Origin of the sequence: Streptomyces sp. NPDC048507, assembly GCF_043199995.1 — a bacterium.
Classification (GTDB): Bacteria; Actinomycetota; Actinomycetes; order Streptomycetales; family Streptomycetaceae; genus Streptomyces.
On record NZ_JBICWZ010000003.1, the window covers coordinates 331,552 to 348,324 of the forward strand.

A 16,773-nucleotide genomic window follows, 5' to 3' on the forward strand; every position below is an offset into this window, starting at 1 on the left:
ATGGCCTGAGGGAATCACCGCGTCATGAACCAGAACGCACCCCTCCCCCTCACCCACCTCACCGCCAGCCGCCCCCGCGTGCTGACCCTGGCCCAGCTCCGCGAGCACGGCGTGAGCGCGGCCGAGGCCGCCGGGCGGCCCTGGCAGCAGGTGCTGCCGGGGGTGTTCCTGCTCCACTCCGGCCCCGCGACGAGCGAGGAGCGGCTGCACGCCGCCCTGCTGTACGCGGGCCGCCGCGGCGACGAGGTCATGATCACCGGCCTGGCGGCGCTCGCGCTCTACCGGTTCTCCGCCGCCCCGGCCCTGCTCGGCCTCCCGCACATCGACGTCCTCGTGCCGAACACCCGGCGGCTGCGCTCCACCGGCGACGTCCGCATCGTCCGCAGCCACACGCCGCCCCGCCCCGTGGAGGTGACGGGCCTGCCCGTGGCCCCGGTGGCGCGGGCCGTCGCCGACGCCGTCGCCGGGCTCTCGGACGCGGGCACCGTACGCCGCCTGCTGAGCGAGGCCGTCCGGGCCGGACACTGCGAACCGGCCGCCGTCGTGCGGGAGCTGACCGTGGCCCGGCTGCTGAACCGGCCGCACGTGGTGGACGCCGTGGAGTCCCTCCTCGCCGAGGGCCGGGCCATCGCGGAGGACCGGCTGTACCAGCTCGTACGCGGCCACGAACTCCCCGAGCCCGTCTGGAACGTGGACCTGCGCCTGCCCGGCGGACCGCACCTGGGCGGCGTCGACGCCTACTGGCCCGAGCAGGCCGTGGCCATCGAGATCGACACCCGGGCACCCCGCCAGGGGGAGGACGAGGACTTCGCCGAGGCGGTCCGCAAGCGGGAGACCCTGGAGCGCCTCGGGGTGACCGTCCTGCACCTGACCCCGCGCAAGCTGCGCGACTGGCCCGAGCAGCAGGCCGCGGTCGTCCGCACCGCCCTGACGGCATCGGCCGACCTGGAGCCCGCCGCCTACCTGGTCGTGCTCCCCCGGTGAACCGGCGGGCCGGCCGGGGGGTGCTCCGGGGCGCTCCAGCGCAGCCGTCCCGGATGCAGGCTCTCCACCGCCGCCTCCACCGTGAACCGCACCCGCCGCTCCCCGCCCTCCCCGAACTCGGTCCGGGCCCGTCCGGCGATCTGGAGCAGACCGCCGCCCTCCCAGTCGGGGAAGAGCAGCCCGGCCCGCCCGTCGAGGGCCAGATTGCCCAGGGTCAGGAACATCGCGTTGCCCGCGTAGTCCGGCCACACCAGCTCGGTGGCGGAGAGCACCTCCACGAAGCCCGGCGGGCCGCCCCGGTGACTGGCCTCCGCCCCGTGCTCCGCGGCGGTGGTGGCGATGAAGAAGGTGTCGGCGCCGCGGACGGCCGACGCCGCGCGGGCCGTGAGCGAGGTCCCGCGCCACACCACCCCCGGGCCCTCGGCCACCAGCTCCACCGGCCCGCGCTTGCCGAGGTGCTTCGGACAGTTGGCGAACACCCGCTCGGCCTCCACCGCGAACCCGCCGGGCAGCACGGCCAGCGTCCCGTCCACCCGCATCCGGCGCCGGGTGCGCGGGTCCAGGGCGATGGTCCCCACCCCGGTACCCGCGGTGGCCAGCGCCCCGGCCAGCGGGTCCCCCGCCGGGAGGCCGCCCGTGACGGTGATCCGGCCGCGCCCGTCCGCCCGTACGAAGCCGGGCGGCCCGGTGAGCAGCGAGGCCCACACGCGCCCGGCCGCGTCCGCCGCGCCGACGACGAGGTGGGGCTGCCGGGCGAGGAAGCCGGCCGCGGCCTCGCCGACCTCACTGCCGATCGAGCGGCCCACGTGCTCGGCGAGCGCCCGTACGCCCACCCGTTCCTGGACGGCGACCGATCCCCGGTGGTAGCGCTCCATGACCACTCCCATCCTAACCTTTCAATTTGAGTTTAAAGGTTAGACGGGCGCCCGTCAACCGGTCCCGTACCCTTGAGGGGTTAGCGGCGCGAGGAGGCGGACGTGACGGAACGGACGGCGGACCCGCGTCCACTGACCGGTGAGCCGGTCTGCCTCGACCTGCTGAACACGCGCTGGGCCGAGGACGGCGTACCGGCCGACCTCTTCGCCGGCGCCCACGGGCTGACCCGGGTGGAAGGGCTCGCCGTCTGGCTGGAGAGCGCGGGGCTGGCCGGCCGCTTCCGCGCCGACGCCGCGACCCTCGTCCACCTGCTGACCGCCCGCGAGTCACTGGCCCGGGCCGTCGCCGACCCCGCCGACGCGAGCGCCCGCGCCCTGATCGACGCCGTACTGGACCACGGCCGGATCCGGGCCACCCTCACCGCCGAAGGGCCGGGCGAGCGCGCCGAGTTCGCGGACCCCGCCTGGGGCCCCGCCTGGACGGCGGCCCGCGACTACCTGGACCTGCTGACCGGCCCGCCCGGCCGGATCCGCAAGTGCGCCTCGGAGAGCTGCGTCCTGCACTTCCACGACACCTCGCGCAACGGGACCCGGCGCTGGTGTTCCATGGCCGCGTGCGGCAACCGCGCCAAGGCCTCGCGCCACTACGCGCGCACGCGCGAGCGCTGAACGGTCGGAATCTGTCACACCGGATACGAGACGAACGTCCCGGATGACTTCGCCGTGAGGCTGCAAAATCGATAAATCCACTCGCGCGTCGATGCGAGTCGCCCCGGCTTGCCCGGGCATGTCCCCACTGGCGGATGGTCCGCACTGGCGAGAGTCCGCCATGTCAGGTATCGGTCAATGACAACCCTCCCCAAACAGCTGTCACTTGCGCAAAGCTGACCGGTCATCCGGCACCGAATTCCGGACCGTATCTTTCACTTAGCCAGGGATGCTGATGACCCTCGACTCGCCCAGCTCCACCACCGGGGCCATACCCGGCGCGCGGCGCGCGGCCCGCGTCGCCGCGGCCGCGGGCCTGGTGGCCGCCCTCTGCGCCACCGGCGCCGTCCCCGCCTTCGCGGCTGCGGCCCCCGACGCGCCGGGCACCAACCCGGCCGTCAAGTCCGCCGACCAGAAGCTGGGTTCGGCCGACGCCGAACTCCTCCAGGAGGCCAAGGCCAAGGGTGACGCCACCGTCACCGTCATGGTCGCCACCGCCCCCGGCCAGACCAAGCAGGTCGCGGACCAGCTCGACGCGGTCCAGGGCGCCTCGGTGGGCCAGACGTACGACAAGCTCGGCTACGTCCGGGCGACCCTGCCGACCGACAAGGCCGAGGCCGCCCTGAAGGCGGCCGGGAAGCTCGACTCCGTCCACGGCATGGACCTGCGGCACGAGATCCAGCTCCCGGACCCGCGTCCCGACGCGGGCAAGGACTCCGGCGCGGCCAAGAAGACCGCCGCCGAGACCTACCCGGGCCCGGGCAAGGACACCCCGGCGAAGAACCCGTACAACCCGTCCTTCGAGACCGGCGCGGTGGACTTCGTCCAGAAGAACCCGCAGGCCGACGGCCGCGGCGTGACCATCGGCATCCTGGACTCGGGCGTCGACGTCGCGCACCCGGCCCTGCAGAAGACCACCACCGGCGAGCGCAAGATCGTCGACTGGGTCACCGCGACCGACCCGATCCTGGACAACGACGCCACCTGGCGCCCCCAGGTCACCCCGGTCACCGCCACCGGCGGCTCCTTCACCGCGGGCGGCCAGAGCTGGAAGGCCCCCGAGGGCACCTTCCAGTGGAGCCGGTTCAGCGAGTCGATCACCGCGACGGGTGACGCGAAGGGCGACGTCAACCGCGACGGCGACACCACCGACCGGTTCGGCATGCTGTACGACCCGGTGGCCGGCACCGTCCGCGTCGACACCGACCAGGACGGCGACTTCACCAACAACGAGCCGATGAAGCCGTACAAGGACGGCTACCAGGTCGGCTACTTCGGCACGGACAACCCGGCGACCGACGTCGCCGAGCGCATCCCGTTCGTGATCCAGATCCGCAAGGACGTCCCGATGGACCCCTTCGGCGGGGACTGGGTGGGCAAGAAGGCCGACTTCGTCAACATCGGCATCATCGAGTCGGAGCACGGCACGCACGTCGCCGGCATCACCGCCGCGAACAGCCTGTTCGGCGGCAAGATGAACGGCGAGGCGCCCGGCGCCAAGATCGTCTCCTCGCGCGCCTGCTCCTGGTCCGGCGGCTGCACCAACATCGCGCTGACCGAGGGCATGATCGACCTCGTCGTCAACCGCGGCGTGGACATCGTCAACATGTCCATCGGCGGCCTGCCGGCGCTGAACGACGGCAACAACGCCCGTTCCGAGCTGTACAAGAACCTCATCGACACCTACGGCGTCCAGCTCGTCATCTCGGCGGGCAACGAGGGTCCGGGCGTCAACACCATCGGTGACCCCGGCCTCGCCGACAAGGTCATCTCCGTGGGCGCGGCGGTCTCCAAGGAGACCTGGGCCGCCAACTACGGCTCCGGCGTGTCGAAGAAGTACGACATGTTCCCCTTCTCCTCGCGCGGTCCGCGTGAGGACGGCGGGTTCACGCCGACCATCACCGCCCCCGGTGCGGCCATCAACACCACCCAGACCTGGCTGCCCGGCAGCCCGGTCAAGGAGGCGGGCTACGCCCTGCCGGCCGGCTACTCGATGCTCCAGGGCACCTCGATGTCCTCGCCGCAGGCGACGGGCGCCAGCGCCCTGCTGCTCTCGGCCGCCAAGCAGCAGAAGCTCGCGCTCACCCCGGCGAGCCTGCGCGTGGCGCTGACCAGCACCGCGAAGAAGATCAACGATGTCCCGGCGCACGCACAGGGTGCCGGTCTCATCAACATCGTCGACGCCTGGGAGTCCATCCAGCGCGGCGCGAAGGCCGAAGAGTTCACCGTCAAGGCCCCGGTCGACACCGCGCTCGACCAGTTCCTGAAGACCCCGGGCTTCGGCACCGGCCTCTACGACCGCGAAGGCGGCCTGAAGGTCGGCCAGAAGAAGGTCTACGACGTCGTCGTCACCCGCACCACGGGCGTCAAGTACGGCACCCGGCACGACCTGAGCTGGCGCAACAACGACGGCACCTTCAAGGTCGTCGGCGGCTACGACTACGTCACGCTCCCGCTGAACAAGCCCGTCACCATCAAGGTCGAGGCGAACGTCAAGTCGGCCGGCGTGCACAGCGGCATCCTCCAGCTCGACGACCCGTCCACCGAGGGCGTCGACAAGCAGGTCCTGGCCACGGTCGTCGCCTCCGCCCCGCTGGCGAAGCCGTCGTTCACCCTGTCGGACACCTCGTCCGTCCAGCGCAACAGCCACAAGTCGTACTTCGTGACCGTCCCGCAGGGCGCCAAGACCCTCGAGGTCGCCCTCGGCGGTCTGAAGCCGGGCAGCCAGACGCGCTTCATCTCGATCCACCCGTACGGCACGGGCGTCGAGGACAGCGCGACCACCCAGTGCTACCCGAACTACGACAACCCGGCCAACACCTGCCGCCCCGACCTGCGTTCCTACGCGGACCCGCAGCCGGGCGTCTGGGAGATCGAGGTCGAGTCGCGCCGTACGTCGCCGCTGCTCGACAACCCGTTCAAGCTGGACGTCTCGGTCCTCGGCGCGGGCTTCGACCCGGCCGTCAAGGTCCTCCCCGAGGTCAAGCAGGGCACCCCGGCGCCGGTCCAGTGGACCGTCAAGAACGACGCCGCGGCCATCACCGGCGGCAAGCTCCAGGGCGGCCCGCTCGGCTCCGCCAAGGTCGCCAAGCCCACCATCGCGGCCGGTGAGACCCAGACCACCGAGGTCACCGTCGGCGAGGGCGTCTCCCGCCTCGACGTCGCCATCGGCAAGACCTCCGACACCGCCGCGGACCTCGACCTCGAGGTCTACAAGGACGGCGTCAAGGTCGGCACCTCCGCCGACGGCGACTCCGAGGAGGCCGTGAGCCTGGACAAGCCCGCCGCCGGTACCTACACCATCAAGGTGATCGGCTACGCGGTTCCGTCCGGCTCCACCACGTACGACTACCGCGACGTGTACTTCTCGGCCGCCCTGGGCTCCGTCCAGGTCGACGAGAACGCCAAGGTGAACCTCGCCACCGGCGCCTCGGCCGGCGTCGCGGCGAACGTCCTGGTCTCCAGCGCGGCTCCCGAGGGCCGTCAGTTCTTCGGCCAGGTCCAGCTGCTCAACGCCCGCGGCACCGCCGCCGGCCTCGGCAGCGTCCAGATCGAGAAGGTCCTCCCGTAACGCTCCCGTGAGGGCGTGACGGCATGACGGAGGGGCGGGCGCCCGATGCGGGCGCCCGCCCCTTCGCCGTCCCCGCGGCCCGCCATCCGGTACGCCGCGTCCGGACGGCGGGCCCGGCGGAACGGCCTCAAACCGGCCGTGAGCTGCCGAAACGGCAGTCCGGGGGCCCCGCGGCACGCCCGTCGCGGACGCGTCGGGGGGGGTCGTCACCCCGGATTCCGTCCGCACCTCGGACAATGGATTGGACAAGCCTCGTGGGGTCGAACGCATGATGGCTCCACGCGCGCACGCGCCCACGTACCAATGAGGAGTCACCGTGAGGGTCGGAATCGTCGGAGCCACCGGACAGGTCGGCGGAGTCATGCGCGGCATCCTGGCCGAGCGCAAGTTCCCGGTGGACGAGCTGCGGCTGTTCGCCTCGGCCCGCTCGGCGGGCACGACGGTGGAGTGGGAGGGCCGCGAGATCACCATCGAGGACGCCTCCACCGCCGACTACACCGGCCTGGACATCGTGCTCTTCTCCGCGGGCGGCACCACCTCCAAGGCCCTCGCCGAGAAGGTCGCCTCCCAGGGCGCCGTCGTGATCGACAACTCCTCCGCCTGGCGCAAGGACCCCGAGGTCCCGCTGGTCGTCTCCGAGGTCAACCCGCACGCGATCAAGAACCGCCCCAAGGGCATCATCGCGAACCCGAACTGCACCACCATGGCCGCGATGCCGGTGCTGCGCCCGCTGCACGACGAGGCCGGCCTGACCGCGCTGATCGCCACCACCTACCAGGCCGTCTCCGGCTCCGGCCTGGCCGGCGTCGCCGAGCTCGACGGCCAGGTCAAGGCCGTCGCCGAGGGCGCCACCGGGCTGGTCCACGACGGCGCGGCCGTCGACTTCCCCGAGCCGGGCGTCTACAAGCGTCCGATCGCCTTCAACGTTCTCCCCCTGGCGGGCTCGATCGTCGACGACGGCTCCTTCGAGACCGACGAGGAGCAGAAGCTCCGCAACGAGTCCCGCAAGATCCTGGAGCTCCCCGAGCTCAAGGTCTCCGGCACCTGTGTGCGCGTCCCCGTCTTCTCGGGCCACTCGCTCCAGGTCAACCTCCGCTTCGCGCGTCCGCTGAGCGTCGAGCGCGCGTACGAGCTGCTGGCGGACGCCCCCGGCGTCGAGCTCTCCGAGATCCCGACCCCGCTCCAGGCCGCCGGCCGCGACGCCTCGTACGTGGGCCGCATCCGGGTGGACGAGACGGCCGAGAACGGCCTCGCGCTCTTCCTGTCCAACGACAACCTGCGCAAGGGCGCGGCGCTGAACGCCGTGCAGATCGCGGAGCTCGTGGCCGAGGAGCTGCGCCGGGGCTGACCCCGCACGCACGCGTCCCCGAGGGGGCGGTACCGCGGGCCGCGGCACCGCCCCCTCGGGCGCGTCCGGGACGGGCGTGTTCGCCCGTGGATGAGGCCGGCGCGCGGACGGCGCCCCCGTGGAAGGATGGCCGGGCAACGTCACCATCGAAGGAGATGACCGCGTGCCTGGCACGAATCTCACCCGTGAAGAGGCTCAGCAGCGGGCAAAGCTGCTCACTGTCGACTCGTACGAGGTCGAACTGGATCTCAGCGGTGCGCAGGAGGGCGGCACGTTCCCGTCCGTCACCACCGTGCGCTTCCAGTCGGCCGAGGCCGGCGCCGAGACCTTCATCGACCTGGTCGCGCCGGCCGTCCACGAGGTGGTCCTGAACGGCAAGGCGCTGGACGTCGCCGCCGTCTTCCGCGACTCCCGGATCGCGCTGGCGCACCTCGCCGCGGGGGCCAACGAGCTCCGCGTCGTCGCGGACTGCGCGTACACCAACAGCGGTGAGGGCCTGCACCGCTTCGTCGACCCGGTCGACCAGCAGGCCTACCTGTACACCCAGTTCGAGGTGCCGGACGCGCGGCGGGTCTTCGCCAGCTTCGAGCAGCCCGACCTGAAGGCGACGTTCCGGTTCACCGTGACGGCCCCCGAGGGCTGGACGGTCATCTCGAACTCCCCGACGCCGGAGCCGAAGGACCGGGTGTGGGCCTTCGAGCCGACCCCGCGGATCTCCTCCTACATCACCGCGCTGATCGTCGGCCCGTACCACGCCGTCCACAGCTCGTACGAGGGCAAGGACGGCCAGTCCGTCCCGCTCGGCATCTACTGCCGCCCCTCGCTCGCCGAGTTCCTGGACGCGGACGCGATCTTCGACGTGACCCGGCAGGGCTTCGACTGGTTCCAGGAGAAGTTCGCCTACGACTACCCGTTCGCGAAGTACGACCAGCTCTTCGTGCCGGAGTTCAACGCGGGCGCGATGGAGAACGCGGGCGCGGTCACCATCCGCGACCAGTACGTCTTCCGCTCCAAGGTGACGGACGCGGCGTACGAGGTGCGCGCGGAGACGATCCTCCACGAGCTGGCGCACATGTGGTTCGGCGACCTGGTCACCATGGAGTGGTGGAACGACCTGTGGCTGAACGAGTCGTTCGCGACGTACACCTCCATCGCCTGCCAGGCGTACGCGGAGGGCTCGAAGTGGCCGCACGCCTGGACCACCTTCGCCAACTCCATGAAGACCTGGGCGTACCGGCAGGACCAGCTGCCCTCCACGCACCCGATCATGGCGGACATCCGTGACCTGGACGACGTCCTGGTCAACTTCGACGGGATCACGTACGCCAAGGGCGCCTCGGTGCTCAAGCAGCTCGTCGCGTACGTGGGCCAGGAGTCCTTCTTCAAGGGCGTGCAGGCCTACTTCAAGGCCCACGCGTTCGGCAACACCCGCCTGTCGGACCTGCTGGGCGCGCTGGAGGAGACCTCCGGGCGCGACCTGACCGCCTGGTCGAAGGCATGGCTGGAGACGGCCGGCATCAACGTCCTGCGTCCGCAGATCGAGCACGCCGAGGACGGCACCATCGCCTCCTTCGCGGTCCGCCAGGAGGCCCCGGCGCTGCCCGCGGGCGCCAAGGGCGAGCCGGTGCTGCGTCCGCACCGCATCGCGATCGGCCTGTACGAGCTGGTCGACGGCAAGCTGGTCCGCACGGACCGGATCGAGCTGGACATCGACGGCGAGCTGACGGCGGTGCCGGAGCTGACCGGCCGCACCAGTCCGGCCGTCGTGCTCCTCAACGACGACGACCTGTCCTACGCGAAGGTCCGCCTGGACGAGGTCTCGCTGGCCAACGTCACGGCGCACCTGGGCGACTTCACCGAGTCCCTGCCGCGCGCGCTGTGCTGGGCCTCCGCCTGGGACATGACGCGGGACGGCGAGCTGGCCACCCGCGACTACCTGGCGCTGGTCCTCTCGGGCATCGGCAAGGAGTCCGACATCGGGGTCGTGCAGTCCCTCCAGCGGCAGGCGAAGCTGGCCGTGGACCTGTACGCGGACCCGGCGTGGCGGGAGCAGGGCCTGGCGACCTGGACGGAGGCCACGCGCGAGCACCTGCGGACGGCCGCGCCGGGCAGCGACCACCAGCTGGCGTGGGCCCGGGCCTTCGCGGCGACGGCCCGCACCGAGGAGCAGCTGCGTCACCTGGCGGCGCTGCTGGACGGTTCGGAGACCGTCGAGGGCCTGGTCGTGGACACGGAGCTGCGGTGGGCGTTCCTGGAGCGCCTGGTGGCGACCGGTGCGGCGGACGAGCCGGCGATCGCGGCGGAGCTGGAGCGGGACGCGACGGCGGCCGGCGAGCGCCACGCGGCGACCGCGCGGGCCGCGCGCCCGACGGCCGCGGCCAAGGCCGAGACGTGGGCGTCGGTCATCGAGTCGGCCGACCTGCCGAACGCGGTGCAGGAGGCCGTCATCGGCGGCTTCGTGCAGATCGACCAGCGGGAGCTGCTCGCGCCGTACGCGCAGAAGTACTTCGCGGTGGTCAAGGAGATCTGGGAGACCCGGAGCCACGAGATCGCGCAGCAGATCGCGGTGGGGCTGTACCCGTCGCTCCAGGTCTCGCGCGAGACGCTGGACGCGACGGACGCGTGGCTGGCCTCGGCCGAGCCGAACGCCGGTCTGCGCCGTCTGGTCTCGGAGTCCCGTGCCGGCATCGAGCGCGCCCTGAAGGCCCAGGCCGCCGACGCCGCCTCCGCCCGCTCCTGACCCCGGCCGGCCCCGCCCGCCCCTCCCGGGGGCGGGCGGGGCCGGGCCCGGTGCGGCGGGGCGTCAGGCGGGTTCCGGGCCGGCGACGGCGCGCAGGGCGGCCAGCACCCGGGAGAGCGCCGGGGCGGATTCCGAGCCGCGGCGCAGCGCGGCGGTCACGTGCCGCGTGGGCCGGTCGTACGGAAGGGCCCGCACCGCGACCCCCTCCGCCCGCCCCGACACCATGCGCGGCACCAGCGCGACCCCCATCCCCGCCTCCACCATCGTCAGGATCGCGGTCCAGCCGGACGCCGAGTGCGCCTGCTCCGGTACGAAGCCCGCCGCCTCGCACGCGCTGCGGGTGATCTCCGACCAGGGCCCGCTGCCCCCGTAGATCCACCGCTCCCCGGCCAGGTCGGCCAGCCGTACGCCCCGTGCCCCCGCGAGCGGGTGGCCCGGCGGCAGGGCCACGTCCAGCGGGTCCTCCAGCAGGGTGATCCGGGTAAAGCGGGGGTCACCGGCGACCGGGGCGTGCGCGGCCAGCGACAGCGCGAGGTCGACGACCCCGGCGGAGAGCAGCTCGTAGGACTCGGCGGCCTCCGTCTCCCGGACCCGGACCTCGATGCCGGGGTGGCTGGCGCGCAGGGCCGCGACGGCGGGGACGACGAGCACGGGCACGGCGGTGGAGAAGGCGCCGATCCGCACCTCCCCGGCCTCCCCGGCCAGGTACCCGGTGAGTTCGGCGTCGGCCCGTTCCAGCTGCGCGAAGACGGCTTCGGCGTGCCGCAGGACGAGATGGGCGGCGTCGGTGAGCCGCACCCGGCGCCCCTGCGCCTCCAGCAGCTGGACCCCCAGCTGCCGGGCGAGGTTGGTCAGTTGCTGGGAAACGGCCGAGGGCGTCATGTGCAGCGCCTCGGCCGTGGCGGTCACGGTGCCCTGGTGGGCCAGGGTCCGCAGGATCCGCAGCTTCTTGACGTCCCAGTCGATCACGCCGTCGAACCTACCGCCGGGCGGCACTCGCCAGCCCGACCCCGCCCAGGATCAGCGCCATGCTCAGCAGTTCGGCCGGGCCGGTCCGCTCCCCCAGGAGCAGCAGTCCCAGCCCCGCCACGCAGACCGGCTGGAGGTAGTAGACGACGCCCGCGCGGGCCGCTCCGATGACCGAGATCGCCTTGTTCCAGGCGAAGAAGGCGACGGCGGAGGAGAACACGCCGACGTAGAGCAGCGGCCCGACGGTCCCGGGGCGGACCTCGAAGCCGCCCTGGACGGCGACGGAGACCGCGTACGCGGGGGCGAGCATCAGCGCGCCGAGGACGAAGGTGGTGATCAGGAAGGCGAGTCCGCCGATCTCGACGGGCTTGCGCTTGAGGAGCGCGCTGTAGCTGGCGAAGGAGAGCGCCGCCCCGAACATCCACAGGTCGCCGGCGCTGAAGTCGAAGCCGAGCGATCCGTGACCGACCAGCAGCAGGACACCGAAGGCGGCGAGCAGCATCCCGAGGGTGCGCCGGACGCCGAGCCGTTCGCCGCCGAGGCGGGCGTAGAGGGCCATGATGACCGGCGAGGCCGCCATGATCATGCCCATGTTGGAGGCGGAGGTGGTCAGTCCGGCCTGGTGGACGAGGGTGTTGTAGAGGGTGACGCCGAACAGCGTGGCGAGGCTGACGTAGCCGAGGTGCTTGCGGAGCAGGGCCCGCTGCTGCCAGGCCTGGCGGGCGGCGAAGGGGGCGACCGCGACGGCGGCGATGATCCAGCGCCAGAAGACGGCCTGGACGGGTGGTACGGACCCGGCCATGCCGCGGGTGGCCACGAAGCTTCCGGACCAGACGACCGTCGCGAGCAGGGCGAGGAGGACGCCGATGCCGGCGGCGGTCTTCCCGCGCTGTCCGGTGCCGGGCTGCTGGTCCTGCGAAACGGTACGGGTGCGGTCCGTGATGGCCACCTGCGTGTCTCCCCCTCGGGCGTCGGTCTGAAGTAGGCGGACCTACCGTCGCATCCCGGTATCGGTCAGGTCCATCGAAACATTTCGATCGGTCTTTTCAGCAGAACTGAACGATCCCTTGGCGGGGGCGGCTGCCGCTCCGGCCGCGCGCCCGGGAAGCTGCCCGAAGACCGTGGCTCCGAAGGCGACCGCCATGCCGATCAGCTGGACCGGGCCGAGCGACTGCCCGAGGGCGGCCCAGCCGATGACGGCGGCGGTGAGCGGGGACAGCGGGCCCAGCAGGGTGACCGAGGTGGCCGAGAGCTTGCCGATGCCGCGGAACCAGAGGACGTACGCGGCCCCGGTGTTGATCAGCATCATGTAGCCGTAGCCGAGGAAGGCCTTGCCGTCGAGGGCGGGCGGCATCCCCTCGACGAGGGCGGCGATCGGGATGATGACCAGGCCGCCGGCGGTGAGCTGCCAGCCGGTGACGGCCAGCGGGCCGACCCCCTCGGGGCGCCCCCAGCGCTTGGTCATCACGGTGCCGGCGCCCATGCAGGCGGAGGAGACGATGCCGGCGAGCACGCCGACGAGGTCGAGCTTCGCGTCGGCGGTCAGCACCACCATGCTCACGCCGAGCGCGGCGGCGACGGCGGCGAGCACGCTGCGCAGCCTGGCCCGCTCCCCGAGGACGAGGGCGGCGAGCCCGACGACGAACAGCGGGCCCGCGGAGCCGAGGACGGCGGCCACGCCACCGGGCAGCCGGTAGGCGGCGAGGAAGAGGAGGGGGAAGAAGGCCCCGATGTTCAGGGTGCCGAGCACGGCCGACTTCCACCACCAGGCGCCCTTGGGGAGGGTCCGGGAGAGGGCTATGAGCAGGAGCCCGGCAGGCAGGGCGCGCATGGCGCCGGTGAAGAGCGGCCGGTCGGGTGGCAGCAGCTCGCTGGCCACGGCGTAGGTCGAGCCCCACGAGATCGGGGCGAGTGCGGTCAGGGCGATGGTGGTGACGCGGTTCACGGCGACTCCTCGGCTGACGGCGACCGGGGGCCCACTGCCGCCCAACTAGATCGCTCGTAAGTAGCTTACTACTAAGCTACTTTTCCGCAAGCTACTTGCGCACGAGGAAGCGGAACTTGGATACTTCGGACATGAACCGGGTCAGCAGCAGGGAAGCCAGCAAGGACGCCGTCGACGCGATCACCGGGCAGTGGTACGCGGTGAGACCGGACCTGGACACCGCCCCCATGGCCGTCTTCGGCCGCATCTACCGCATCGCCAAGGCGATGGGGGACGCGATGGAGCGGACCTACAACCGCTACGGGATCACCACGGGGGAGTTCGACGTCGTCGCGACGCTGCGCCGCTCGGGGGCCCCGTACACGCTCTCCCCGCGCCAGCTCTCGGCCACGCTCATGCTCACCACCGGCGGCATGACGGGGCGCCTGGACAAGCTGGAGAAGGCGGGGCTGCTCACCCGCAGCCCCGATCCGCACGACCGGCGCGGCCTCCAGGTGACCATCACCGAACGCGGGCTCGCGCTCATCGACGAGGCCGTCGGGGCGGGGCTGGAGGTGCAGGCGGGGGTGCTCCAGGGACTCGACGCCGACGAGGCGCAGGCCCTGACCGGCCTGCTGCGCAAGCTGCTGGCGAACGTCCCCTAGGCCCGGGGCACGGGCCGCGGGTCACGGACGGCGTCGCACCGGCCGCTCCCGGGCGGCCGCGGACGCGACGGGGCGCCGGAGGCCGCGCGCGGCCGGCCGGAGCCGGACGCACGGGCCTCCGGCGCCCCGGAAGCCGTCGGAAGTGGCACCGCCCGCGCGGGCCGGGCCACGTCCGTCCTGGTGTTACTGCTGCTTGCGCGACTTGTCGCCGACGATCACGAGGCCCGCGATCACCAGGAACAGCACGATCGGCGCGGCCACGTACAGCCCGAGCGTCTCGCCAATGCTCAGGCCCGGACCCGGGTCATCGCCGTCGTCGCGGGTGAGCGCGAGGGCGGGAGACGTCATCAGCAGCATCATCAGCGTCGATCCGGCCGTGACGGCGCCGGCGCGCAGAGCGTTCTTCTTGTCCACGGTGCAAACGTAGCGAACACCTAAAGCGGGCGCGCGCCCGGGGGTGCCGTACGGGTCCCCGCGCCCTCCCGCACCGCGCTCAGCAGGGCGTTCGCCCGGGGCGAGGCCATGAGCGCCTCCAGGGTCAGCGGCCGGCCCGTCCCGTCGGCCACCGGCAGCCGCCAGTTGGGGTACTGGTCCCAGGTGCCCGGCAGGTTCTGCGGCCGCCGGTCGCCCACCGCGTCCGGCAGCCACACCCCGACCAGCCGGGCGGGCGTGCGCAGCAGGAAGGCGTACAGGGCCCGGACGGCGGCCTCCTCGCCCTTGGTCTCCAGGCCGAGCCCGTCCAGCACCCGCAGCCACTGCGCGGTGTCGGCGGCGTCCTCGGCCCGTTCCCGCTCCGCCGGACGGGTCAGCAGCCCGAGCCGGTCGCGCAGTTCGACGTGGGCCCCGGCCAGCTTCGCCGCCGTCGGCGGCAGGTCGTGGGTGGTCGCGGTGGCCAGGCAGTCGGCCCGCCAGGCCCCGGCGGGCAGCGGATCGCCGTCGCCGGACCAGTCCCGCTCGAACCACAGCACGGAGGTGCCGAGGATCCCGCGCCGGGCCAGTGCGCGGCGCACCCGCGGCTCCACCGTCCCGAGGTCCTCGCCGACCACCAGCGCCCCGGCCCGGTGGGCCTCCAGCACCAGCACGGCCAGCATCGCCTCGCCGTCGTAGGAGACGTACGTGCCCTCCGCGGGCGGGGCGCCCTCGGGGATCCACCACAGCCGGAACAGGCCCATGACGTGGTCGACGCGCACCGCGCCCGCGTACCGGAACACCCCGCGCAGCAGGGCCCGGAAGGGGGCGTACGCGGACTCCTCCAGGGCGTCGGGCCGCCAGGGGGGCAGCCCCCAGTCCTGGCCGCGCGCGTTGAAGGCGTCCGGCGGGGCGCCCACCGAGATGTGCCGGGCGTGGAAGGGGCCGGTCACGGCGTCCGAGCCCTCCGGGTGCACGCCGACGGCGAGGTCGTGCACGATCCCCACCGCCATCCCGGCCTCGCGGGCGCCGCGCTGGGCGGCCGTCAGCTGCTCGTCCGTCAGCCACACCAGCCAGGCGTGGAAGTCGGCGCGTCCGGCCGGGCCCGCCCCGGCGGCGCCGGCTCCGGCCGCGGCGGCGGCGGCGGCGCACCAGGCGGCGTGCCGCTCCAGCGGCTCGCCCTGACCGGCGCGGAACTCCTCGTAGGCGGCCTGCCGCGGGGCGGAGCGGGGCACGGCGTAGAGCAGTTCCAGGGCGGCGCGCTTGAGGTCCCAGACGGCGTCCCGGTCGATCAGGGCGCCCTTCTCCAGCACCTCCCGGCTCAGCTGCCCGCCCCGCTCCGCCAGTTCGTCGAGGGCGGCCCGCTCGGGGCAGTGCGCGTACTCGGGAACGTCCTCGATCCGCAGGTGCACCGGGTCCGGGAAGCGGCGCGAGGCGGGGCGGTAGGGGGACGGGTCGGTCGGCGTCCCCGGCACGGCCGCGTGCAGCGGGTTGACCTGGACGAACCCGGCGCCGTGGGTGCGGGCCGCCCAGCGGGCCAGCTCCGCCAGGTCACCGAGGTCACCCATGCCCCAGGAGCGCTCCGAGAGCAGCGAGTACAGCTGGACGAGCAGCCCGTGGGCCCGCTCGGGGGCCGCCGGGGCCCGCTCCGGGGCCACGATCAGGGTGGCCTCCGCAATGCGCCCGTCGGGGGTCTCGGCGGTGAGCCGGTGCACCCCGAGTGGCAGGGCGGCGTCCCAGTCACGCGCGGGCGTCCCGTCCTCCGGGGCCACCCGCAGCCGGGTCCCGGGCGCCAGCGCCGCCAGTGCCCCGGGGAGGGCCTCGCCGCGCCACTGCACCACGGTCGGCGGCAGCAGCCGCCCAGCCCGCTCCCGCGCGGCCGCGTCCGCGGCACCGGGGTCGTCGACGGGCGCGCCGAGGACGCCGAGGACGGTGCGCACCGTGTCCCTCGGGACCTCCACGGTGACGTCCTCGGCGGGCTGGTAGGCGGTGGCGACGCCGTGCAGGGCCGCGAGCCGGGCGAGGTCGTCCATGGAGCTCCCTTGTGTGGGTCGGGCGGTCCGGGGCGGGCGCGCTAGCGGCCCGCCGCGGACGGGGCGGGGGTGGTCGGCTCGCTCGTCAGCGGGGCCTCCTCCAGGAGCGGCGGTTCGCTGGTCAGCGGCGCGAACGCGGCGCCGGCCAGCGGGGGCTCGCTGGTGAGGGGGGCGTCCGCCGGCCCGGACGGGGCGGGCAGGTGGGCGAGCGGGGCGTGGACGAGGGCGGTGCCGCGCGGGGCGGTCCGGGTGGCGGCGGGGGCGGACGTGCGGGCGTGGCCGGGTGCGGCGGGTCGGGCTTCGGTCCGGGCCTCGGCCGTCCGGGCTTCGGTCCGGGCTTCGGTGGACGCGGTGCGGGCGTTCATGGGAGCACTCCTTCGTTGGGGTCCGTCGGACGCGCCATGCAACACCCCCGGGGAACACCGCAGCCATACCCAGTCGGCGGCACCGCATTCGTGGCCGATCCCGGTCAGATCACCCGCGCCGATTGACACGCCGGCCGAACGGGTGGTGGGCTCTGGCTCGTTCGCAGGCGCGGGGAACGACTC

13 protein-coding genes are annotated in these 16,773 nt (G+C 73.3%); 6 read left to right on the plus strand and 7 right to left on the minus strand.

The window, feature by feature from the left end; all coding sequences use genetic code 11:
• The first annotated feature begins 24 nt into the window (after positions 1-24).
• Positions 25-984, plus strand: coding sequence for a hypothetical protein (locus ACGFXC_RS10610; protein WP_393711526.1), 960 nt, complete (start codon positions 25-27; stop codon positions 982-984).
• On the opposite strand, the gene ACGFXC_RS10615 is transcribed toward ACGFXC_RS10610, so the two are convergent.
• Positions 960-1,859 carry a pyridoxamine 5'-phosphate oxidase family protein gene (locus ACGFXC_RS10615; protein ID WP_393711528.1) on the minus strand — a complete coding sequence of 300 codons (900 nt, stop codon included), beginning with the start codon at positions 1,857-1,859 and terminating at the stop codon, positions 960-962. The two genes, ACGFXC_RS10610 and ACGFXC_RS10615, sit on opposite strands and share 25 nt — an antisense overlap.
• A 102-nt stretch (positions 1,860-1,961) precedes the next feature.
• Here ACGFXC_RS10615 and ACGFXC_RS10620 point away from each other — a divergent pair, with 102 nt between their 5' ends.
• From ACGFXC_RS10620 to pepN, 4 genes are all read left to right on the plus strand, one after another.
• Positions 1,962-2,528, plus strand: coding sequence for a CGNR zinc finger domain-containing protein (locus ACGFXC_RS10620; RefSeq protein ID WP_393711530.1), 567 nt, complete (start codon positions 1,962-1,964; stop codon positions 2,526-2,528).
• A 274-nt stretch (positions 2,529-2,802) separates the two neighbouring features.
• Positions 2,803-6,138 carry a S8 family serine peptidase gene (locus ACGFXC_RS10625; RefSeq protein ID WP_393711532.1) on the plus strand — a complete coding sequence of 1,112 codons (3,336 nt, stop codon included), beginning with the start codon at positions 2,803-2,805 and terminating at the stop codon, positions 6,136-6,138.
• A 316-nt stretch (positions 6,139-6,454) separates the two neighbouring features.
• Positions 6,455-7,486, plus strand: coding sequence for an aspartate-semialdehyde dehydrogenase (locus ACGFXC_RS10630; RefSeq protein ID WP_393711534.1), 1,032 nt, complete (start codon positions 6,455-6,457; stop codon positions 7,484-7,486).
• Positions 7,487-7,649: 163 nt separating this feature from the next.
• A complete protein-coding gene (gene pepN / locus ACGFXC_RS10635) occupies positions 7,650-10,226 on the plus strand; it encodes an aminopeptidase N (RefSeq protein WP_393711536.1) in 2,577 nt (858 codons plus the stop codon).
• A gap of 63 nt (positions 10,227-10,289) precedes the next feature.
• Here the strand turns inward: pepN and ACGFXC_RS10640 are convergent, their stop codons facing one another.
• The 3 genes from ACGFXC_RS10640 to ACGFXC_RS10650 are packed head-to-tail and all read right to left on the minus strand — an operon-like array spanning position 10,290 to position 13,140.
• The gene (locus ACGFXC_RS10640; protein WP_393711538.1) at positions 10,290-11,195 is read right to left on the minus strand and encodes a LysR family transcriptional regulator; all 906 of its coding nucleotides are present in this window, start codon (positions 11,193-11,195) and stop codon (positions 10,290-10,292) included.
• Between the two features lie 10 nt (positions 11,196-11,205).
• Positions 11,206-12,144: a DMT family transporter gene (locus tag ACGFXC_RS10645; RefSeq protein WP_393711539.1), complete on the minus strand. Its 939-nt coding sequence runs from the start codon at positions 12,142-12,144 to the stop codon at positions 11,206-11,208.
• Between the two features lie 42 nt (positions 12,145-12,186).
• Positions 12,187-13,140, minus strand: coding sequence for an EamA family transporter (locus ACGFXC_RS10650; protein WP_393711540.1), 954 nt, complete (start codon positions 13,138-13,140; stop codon positions 12,187-12,189).
• A gap of 131 nt (positions 13,141-13,271) precedes the next feature.
• On the opposite strand from ACGFXC_RS10650, the gene ACGFXC_RS10655 reads away from it, so the two are divergent.
• Complete coding sequence (locus tag ACGFXC_RS10655; protein ID WP_393711541.1) at positions 13,272-13,784, plus strand: MarR family winged helix-turn-helix transcriptional regulator; 513 nt, start codon at positions 13,272-13,274, stop codon at positions 13,782-13,784.
• A 183-nt stretch (positions 13,785-13,967) separates the two neighbouring features.
• Here ACGFXC_RS10655 and ACGFXC_RS10660 read toward each other — a convergent pair whose 3' ends face one another.
• From ACGFXC_RS10660 to ACGFXC_RS10670, 3 genes are read right to left on the minus strand one after another with little or no spacing between them, the layout of a single operon-like run.
• The gene (locus ACGFXC_RS10660) at positions 13,968-14,198 is read right to left on the minus strand and encodes a hypothetical protein (RefSeq protein WP_351816597.1); all 231 of its coding nucleotides are present in this window, start codon (positions 14,196-14,198) and stop codon (positions 13,968-13,970) included.
• Positions 14,199-14,218: 20 nt separating this feature from the next.
• A complete protein-coding gene (locus tag ACGFXC_RS10665; protein ID WP_393711543.1) occupies positions 14,219-16,225 on the minus strand; it encodes a 4-alpha-glucanotransferase in 2,007 nt (668 codons plus the stop codon).
• 41 nt (positions 16,226-16,266) lie between these two features.
• Positions 16,267-16,590: a hypothetical protein gene (locus ACGFXC_RS10670; RefSeq protein WP_393711545.1), complete on the minus strand. Its 324-nt coding sequence runs from the start codon at positions 16,588-16,590 to the stop codon at positions 16,267-16,269.
• Positions 16,591-16,773: the final 183 nt, after the last annotated feature.

What these genes read in the sequence shown, in the direction of transcription:
- ACGFXC_RS10610 (WP_393711526.1), top strand. Translation starts at nt 25, where the DNA reads ATGAACCAGAACGCACCCCTCCCCCTCACCCACCTCACCGCCAGCCGC.
- ACGFXC_RS10615 (WP_393711528.1), bottom strand. Translation starts at nt 1,859, where the DNA reads ATGGAGCGCTACCACCGGGGATCGGTCGCCGTCCAGGAACGGGTGGGC.
- ACGFXC_RS10625 (WP_393711532.1), top strand. Translation starts at nt 2,803, where the DNA reads ATGACCCTCGACTCGCCCAGCTCCACCACCGGGGCCATACCCGGCGCG.
- ACGFXC_RS10655 (WP_393711541.1), top strand. Translation starts at nt 13,272, where the DNA reads ATGAACCGGGTCAGCAGCAGGGAAGCCAGCAAGGACGCCGTCGACGCG.
- ACGFXC_RS10665 (WP_393711543.1), bottom strand. Translation starts at nt 16,225, where the DNA reads ATGGACGACCTCGCCCGGCTCGCGGCCCTGCACGGCGTCGCCACCGCC.
- ACGFXC_RS10670 (WP_393711545.1), bottom strand. Translation starts at nt 16,590, where the DNA reads ATGAACGCCCGCACCGCGTCCACCGAAGCCCGGACCGAAGCCCGGACG.